This window comes from Streptomyces sp. KLMMK (assembly GCF_036961605.1).
GTDB lineage: Bacteria > Actinomycetota > Actinomycetes > Streptomycetales > Streptomycetaceae > Streptomyces > Streptomyces telluris.
Genome location: NZ_JBAMDC010000349.1, coordinates 1 through 6706, shown reverse-complemented (window position 1 = coordinate 6706; position 6706 = coordinate 1). Strand labels below are relative to the sequence as shown.

Sequence of the window (6706 nt, the reverse complement as noted above, 5' to 3'; positions counted from 1 at the left end):
TGGCCGCCCTCAGCTACGGGCTCATCGAGGGTCCGGACCTGGGCTGGGCCGTGCCGCGCGTGCTGGTTCCGCTCGCCGTCGCCGTCCTCGCCGGGGCCGCCTTCGTCGTCCGCGAGCGCCGCGCGGCGGTCCGCGTGCTGCCCCGCGCGCTCTTCTCCGACGCCCGCTTCCCGGCCGCCAACGCCATCGGCTTCCTCTTCAACTTCGGCCTCTTCGGCGGGCTGTTCATGCTCGGCCTCTTCCTGCAGAACGCGCGCGGCGCGAGCCCCGTGCAGGCCGGCCTGGAGATGCTGCCCGTCCAGGCCGTCTGGCTCCTCGGCAACGTCCTCTACGCGAAGACCGGCCCGCGCACCGGCAACCGCGTGATCCTCGCGGTCACCCTCACCGTGGCCGCCGCAGGCACCCTCGCCCTGGCCCTGACCGTCTCGCCCGGCATGCCGTACTGGGTGCTCGCGACCGTCCTCGCCACGCTCAACGTCGGCATCGGCATGGCCTCCCCGGCGATGACCGGCGCCACCATGGAGTCCGCCGGCACCGAGCACTCGGGCATCGCGGGCGCCGCCCTCAACGCCAACCGCCAGATCGGCTCTCTTGTCGGCGTCGCCGCCGTCAGCGCCGTCCTCGCCGCGGCGGACGGCTGGTACGCGGGCGCGGCGGCATCCTTCGGGCTGACCGCGGGCGCCTACGCGGCGGCCGGGCTCGTCGCCTGGCTCGGCCTGCGCGCCGGTCGCCGCACGCCCCGTAGTCTTCCTGCGTGAGCGACAAGAGTGACAACGACCAGGGGTCCGGTGGCCGTCCGCCGGGAGCGGGGAAGATCTGGGGCGCCGGTGCGGCCACCGGCGTCGGGTCGATGCCCGGCGGCGACGCCCGCGAGGCCGCGAAGACCGTCACCGGGTCCCTGGAGACCCTGCCGTACCTGCCGGAGCTGCCCTCCCGCGGCCCCGGCGCCGACATGATCGGGCGCACCACCGGACTGCTGGTGGACGTCTACGCGCACGTGGAGCCCAGCGGATGGCGCGTCAGCGACCGGCCGGGCCGCGACACCAAGCGCGCCCGCTCCTGGCTGGGCGAGGACCTGGACGCGCTGGAGGAGTACACACAGGGCTACGAGGGCGCGCTCAAGGTCTCCGCCGTCGGCCCGTGGACCCTCGCCGCCGCCCTCGAACTGCGCGGCGGCGAGGCCGCCCTCGGCGACGCCGGCGCCTGCCGCGACCTGACGGCCTCGCTGGCCGAGGGGCTGCGGGGCCACCTCGCCGACGTACGGCGGCGGGTGCCCGGCGCCCGCGTCGTGCTGCAGCTGGACGAGCCGTCGCTGACCGCCGTCCTCACCGGGCACGTGCGCACCGCCAGCGGCTACCGCACCTACCGGGCCGTCGACCGGGCCGTGGTCGAGGGCGCCCTGCGCGACCTGGTGGCGGTCGCCCGCGAGACCACCGGCGAGGCGCCCGTCGTCCACTCCTGCGCCCCCGGCGTGCCGTTCGCGCTGCTGCGCCGGGCCGGCTTCCAAGGCATCTCGTTCGATTTTTCACTCTTCACCGAGCGTGAGGAAGAAGCGGTGGGAGAGGCGGTGGAGGCGGGTACCGCGTTGTTCGTGGGCGTGGTGCCGGGCACCGACGGCCCATTGTCAGACCCTGCCGGTAGCGTCATGGGTGTCAGGACGCTGTGGCGCAGGCTGGGGCTGGCACCGGGGACCCTCGCGGAGTCCGTGGTCGTCACGCCCTCGTGCGGGCTCGCGGGCGCTTCGCCCGCATATGCCCGCGCGGCCCTCGCCCACTGCGCCCGGGCGGCGAAATCACTCGCAGACAACCCTGAGTGACGGCGCTCATGGATCAACGGGAGGACGAGACGGTGGCTGTCGAACAGCAGGGCGGACGGCAGGGCGAAGAGCTCGCGGCGGGCTCCGCCGTGCCCGCGGAGGCGCGGGAGAAGCACGCACTGCTGGCCGAGCAGGTCGAGGAGCACCGCTTCCGGTATTACGTCAAGGACGCCCCCGTCGTCAGCGACGCCGAGTTCGACAAGCTGCTGCGCTCGCTGGAGGCCCTGGAGGACGAGCACCCGGAGCTGCGCACGCCCGACTCGCCCACCCAGAAGGTCGCCGGGGCCTACGAGACGGAGTTCACGGCCGTCGAGCACCGCGAGCGCATGCTCTCCCTCGACAACGCCTTCGACGACGAGGAGCTTGCCGCCTGGGCCGAGCGCATCGCCAAGGACATCGGCGGCGGCACGCCGTACCACTTCCTGTGCGAGCTCAAGGTCGACGGCCTCGCCGTCAACCTCACCTACGAGCACGGCCGCCTCACCCGCGCCGCCACCCGCGGCGACGGCCGCACCGGCGAGGACATCACGCCCAACGTCCGCACCATCGCCGAGATCCCCGACCGCCTCCGGGGCGACCGCATCCCGGCCCTCGTCGAGGTCCGCGGCGAGGTCTGCTTCCCGATGGAGAAGTTCGAGGAGCTCAACGCCGCCCTGGTGGAGGCCGGCAAGCCCCCCTTCGCCAACCCGCGCAACGCCGCCGCCGGCTCGCTGCGCCAGAAGGACCCGCGCGTCACCGCCACCCGCCCCCTGCACATGGTCGTCCACGGCATCGGCGCCCGCGAGGGCTTCGACATCGACCGCCAGTCGCAGGCCTACGGGCTGCTGCGCGAGTGGGGGCTGCCGACGGCGGCGCACGCCCAGGTCGTGGGCGACATGGCGGAGGTACGCAAGTTCATCGCCCACTACGGCGACCCCGACGTGCGCCACTCGATGGAGCACGAGATCGACGGCGTCGTCGTCAAGCTCGACGAGATCCCCCTCCAGGGGCGGCTCGGCTCCACCGCACGCGCCCCCCGCTGGGCCATCGCGTGGAAGTACGCCCCGGAGGAGGTCAACACCAAGCTGGTGGACATCCGCGTGGGCGTCGGCCGCACGGGCCGCGTCACGCCGTACGCCGTGGTCGAGCCGGTCACGGTCGCGGGCTCCGAGGTCGAGTTCGCCACCCTGCACAACCAGGACGTCGTCAAGGCCAAGGGCGTCCTCATCGGCGACACCGTCGTGCTGCGCAAGGCGGGCGACGTGATCCCCGAGATCCTCGGCCCGGTGGCCGACCTGCGGGACGGCACGGAGCGGGAGTTCGTGATGCCCGCGCAGTGCCCCGAGTGCCGCACGCCGCTGCGGCCCATGAAGGAGGGCGACATCGACCTCCGCTGCCCCAACGCCCGCGCCTGCCCCGCCCAGATCCGCGAGCGCCTCTTCTACCTCGCCGGCCGCCAGTGCCTCGACATCGAGAACCTCGGCTACGTGGCGTCCACGGCGCTCACCCAGCCGCTGGAGCCCGCCGAGCCGCCCCTGCGGGACGAGGGCGACCTGTTCGGCATGACCATCGAACAGCTGCTGCCCATCAAGTCCCACGTCGTGGACCCGGACTCCGGCCTGCCCAAGCGCGACCCGAAGACGGGCGAGGAGAAGGTCGTCACCTTCTTCGCCAACCAGAAGGGCGAGCCGAAGAAGAACGCCCTGGCCATGCTGGAGAACATCCAGGCGGCCAGGCAGCGTCCCCTCGCCCGCATCATCAACGGTCTGTCCATCCGTCACGTGGGCCCGGTCTCGGCCGCCACCCTCGCCCGCGAGTTCCGGTCGATCGACCGCCTCGCTGCGGCGACGGAGGAGGAGCTCGTCGCCGTGGATGGCGTCTCCGACACTATCGCCGCCGCCGTCCGCGAATGGTTCGCCGAGGACTGGCACCGCGAGATCATCGAGAAGTGGCGCGCCGCCGGCGTCCGGATGGAGGAGGAGGCCGGGGAGGACGAAGGCCCGCGCCCCCTCGCCGGCCTGACGGTCGTCGTCACCGGCACCCTCTCCTCCTACACCCGCGACGGCGCCAAGGAGGCCCTGCAGAGCCGGGGCGCCAAGGTCACCGGCTCGGTGTCGAAGAAGACGGACTTCGTGGTCGTCGGCGACAACCCCGGGTCCAAGTACGACAAGGCCATGCAGCTGAAGGTCCCCGTCCTGGAGGAGGACGGCTTCGCCGTGCTCCTCGCCGAAGGGCCCGATGCTGCGCGGGAAGCGGCCGTCCCGCAAGAGGGCGCGGGAGCAAGCGGGGGCGCGGGCGCGGACGAGAGCACCAAGGCCGGGGCGTAGCGGGCAGGGGGTGCGGGTAGCCCCTCCGCACCCCCCACCACCCGCGCCGTCACCCGCCCCACGCGGAGCGGCGCCGCCGGCGGAAGGCAGGTTCGCACACCGGTCGCCACCCCAGCGGAGTAATGCCCGCATAGGCAGTGGGCATTACCCCTACAGCGCATACCAGATGGCTACAAGAGGCCGGATCCCAATCGGGCAACCGCTGCCGATCGCTGCCCGCCGTAGCCTTCTGCGGCCTACTGTTGAGATGTGCGCCTGCCGTGGCGCGGGCACCGCCGGCTGTGAGAGGGACGGGCATGAAACCCACCGACAGCGCCGAACCGGCATCCCGGCTGCGCCGGGTCCCTCCGCCCGCGCTGCCGACGGTCTGCGTCACCGTGGCGGTGCTCGCACTGGCCGGGGAGATCTGCCGGGTGCTCACCGCGGGCCACTCCGTCTTCCCCGGACGCACCGTCGGCTGGTCGCTGGCCGTTCTCACCGGCCTCATCGTCGCCCACCTCGTCGCCCTCGGGCGCGATCGCTGGTGGGGAGGCACGGGCTCCGGAGCCGCCCTCACCCTCGCCGTCCTCCTCCTCTACGGCTGGCTGCCCGCCGTCCTGATCAGCATCGCCGTCGTCCTGCTCGTCGCCACGGCGCGCCGCCACCGCTGGCGCCAGGCCTTACTCCACGGTGCCGTCGACATCCTCGGCATCGGCGCCGCCGGGCTCGCCCTCGCCGTGTGCGGCGTCGTCTCCACCGTCGAGCGCCCCTGGCTGCCCGACGAGTGGCCGCTCACCGCCATCCCCAAGGTGGCCTTCGCCGCCTTCATGTACCTCGCCGTCACCCGCGCCCTGCTCTGGTACTCCATGGCCCCCCGGGCCGGCCTCAGCACCATCGCCCGCACCGCCCTCGTCCGGCAGGCCCTCGTCGGCGGCGCCCTCCTCGGCATCGCCCCGCTGATCGCCGTCGTCGCCGACCACGCGCCGCTGCTGCTGCCGCTGTTCGCCGTCCCCCTCATCGCCCTCGACTCCACCCTGTGGATCGCCCGCGCCCGCGCCGAGGAACAGCTGCGCGACCCCCTCACCGGACTGCCCAACCGCCAGTGGCTGCTGGAGCGCACCTGGAGCGCGCTCGACGAGGCCGAGCGCGCCGGCACCCGCTCCGCCCTCGTCCTCATCGACCTCGATCGCTTCCGCTCCGTCAACGACACCCTCGGCCACCTCGCCGGGGACCGGCTGCTGCTGCAGATAGCCGAGCGGCTGCGCCTCGCCCTGCCGCGCGACGCGGAAGCGGCGCGGCTCGGCGGCGACGAGTTCGCGGTGCTCCTGCCCACCGCCGACTCCCTCACCAGCGCCCAGCGCGTGGCCCGTTCCCTGGTGGCCGCGCTGGGCTCGCCGCTCGACCTCGACGGGCTCACCCTCGTGCTGGAGGCCAGCGCCGGCGTCGCCGTCTATCCCGACCACGCCCTCGACGCCGAGGGGCTGCTGCGCCGGGCCGACGTCGCCATGTACCAGGCCAAGCGCGACCGCAGCGGCGTCGAGGTCTACGAGGCCCGCCGCGACGGCAACACCCCCGACCGGCTCGGCCTCCTCGGCGACCTGCGGCGCGCGCTCGACGCGGGCGACGTCGAGCTGCACTACCAGCCCAAGGTCGGCTTCGACGGGCACGTCGAGGGCCTGGAGGCGCTGGTGCGCTGGGTCCACCCGGAGCGGGGCAGGGTCTCCCCGGACGAGTTCATCGCCATCGCCGAATCCTCCGGCCTCATGCCGAGGCTCACCGAGTACGTCCTGGAGACGGCCCTCGGCCAGGTGGCGAAGTGGCGGGCCATGGGCCTGGAGGTGCCGGTCGCCGTCAACGTCTCCCCGCGCGACGTTCACACTCCCGGGTTCGCGGGATCGGTCGCGGCGCGGCTGGCCCGGCACGGGGTCCCCGCGGGGGCGCTGCAGCTGGAGATAACCGAGCACGTCCTGCTGGAGGACCCGCAGCGGGCCGCGGACACCCTGGCGGGGCTGACGGGGCACGGGGTGAAGATGTCGCTGGACGACTTCGGCACGGGGTATTCGTCGCTGGTCCACCTCCGCCGGCTCCCGGTGAGCGAGCTGAAGATCGACCGGTCGTTCGTGGCCCGCCTCGCCATCGACAACGAGGACGCCGAGATCGTCCGCTGCACGCTCGACCTCGCCCACTCCCTCGGCCTGCTCGTCGTCGCCGAGGGCGTCGAGGACGACGAGACCTGGGAGCGGCTGCGCGACCTGGGCTGCGACGCGGTCCAGGGCTGGCTCGTCGCCGCGGCCATGCCGCCGGACGAGACCACGGCGTGGCTGCGCCTGCGCAACGAGTCCGGCTGGCACCGGGAGGCCGACCGCGTGGCCGCGGGGTCCGCTGCGGCGGCGCCCGCCGCGGCGGAGGAGGACGCGGTCACGTAGGGGTTGCGGCCGGTCAGGCACCGCCGGGCTCCCCGGTGGTGGTTGCGCGCCGCGGCGGAGCAAGCTCCCGCCTGCCCGGCCGCGCCCGGCAATCTCTCCCGCCGCGGCGGCGATCAGCCCCCACCGGGGTGACCGGCGGTGCCGGGCGACCCGGCCCGTAGGGCATGCCGGACGCCCCG

General features: G+C 73.9%; 4 protein-coding genes. All 4 read left to right on the top strand.

The features are described 5' to 3' along the window. A partial coding sequence (locus V7793_RS30580; protein WP_336012618.1) for an MFS transporter occupies window positions 1-758 on the top strand: 758 nt, incomplete at its 5' end. A gap of 56 nt (window positions 759-814) precedes the next feature. Beyond that, window positions 815-1816, top strand: coding sequence for a methionine synthase (locus tag V7793_RS30575; protein WP_308402195.1), 1002 nt, complete (start codon window positions 815-817; stop codon window positions 1814-1816). A gap of 8 nt (window positions 1817-1824) precedes the next feature. Then, on the top strand, window positions 1825-4122 hold the full coding sequence (ligA, locus tag V7793_RS30570) for an NAD-dependent DNA ligase LigA (RefSeq protein WP_336012616.1): 2298 nt from the start codon (window positions 1825-1827) through the stop codon (window positions 4120-4122). A gap of 296 nt (window positions 4123-4418) precedes the next feature. Continuing rightward, window positions 4419-6527, top strand: coding sequence for a putative bifunctional diguanylate cyclase/phosphodiesterase (locus V7793_RS30565; protein WP_336012613.1), 2109 nt, complete (start codon window positions 4419-4421; stop codon window positions 6525-6527). Window positions 6528-6706: the final 179 nt, after the last annotated feature.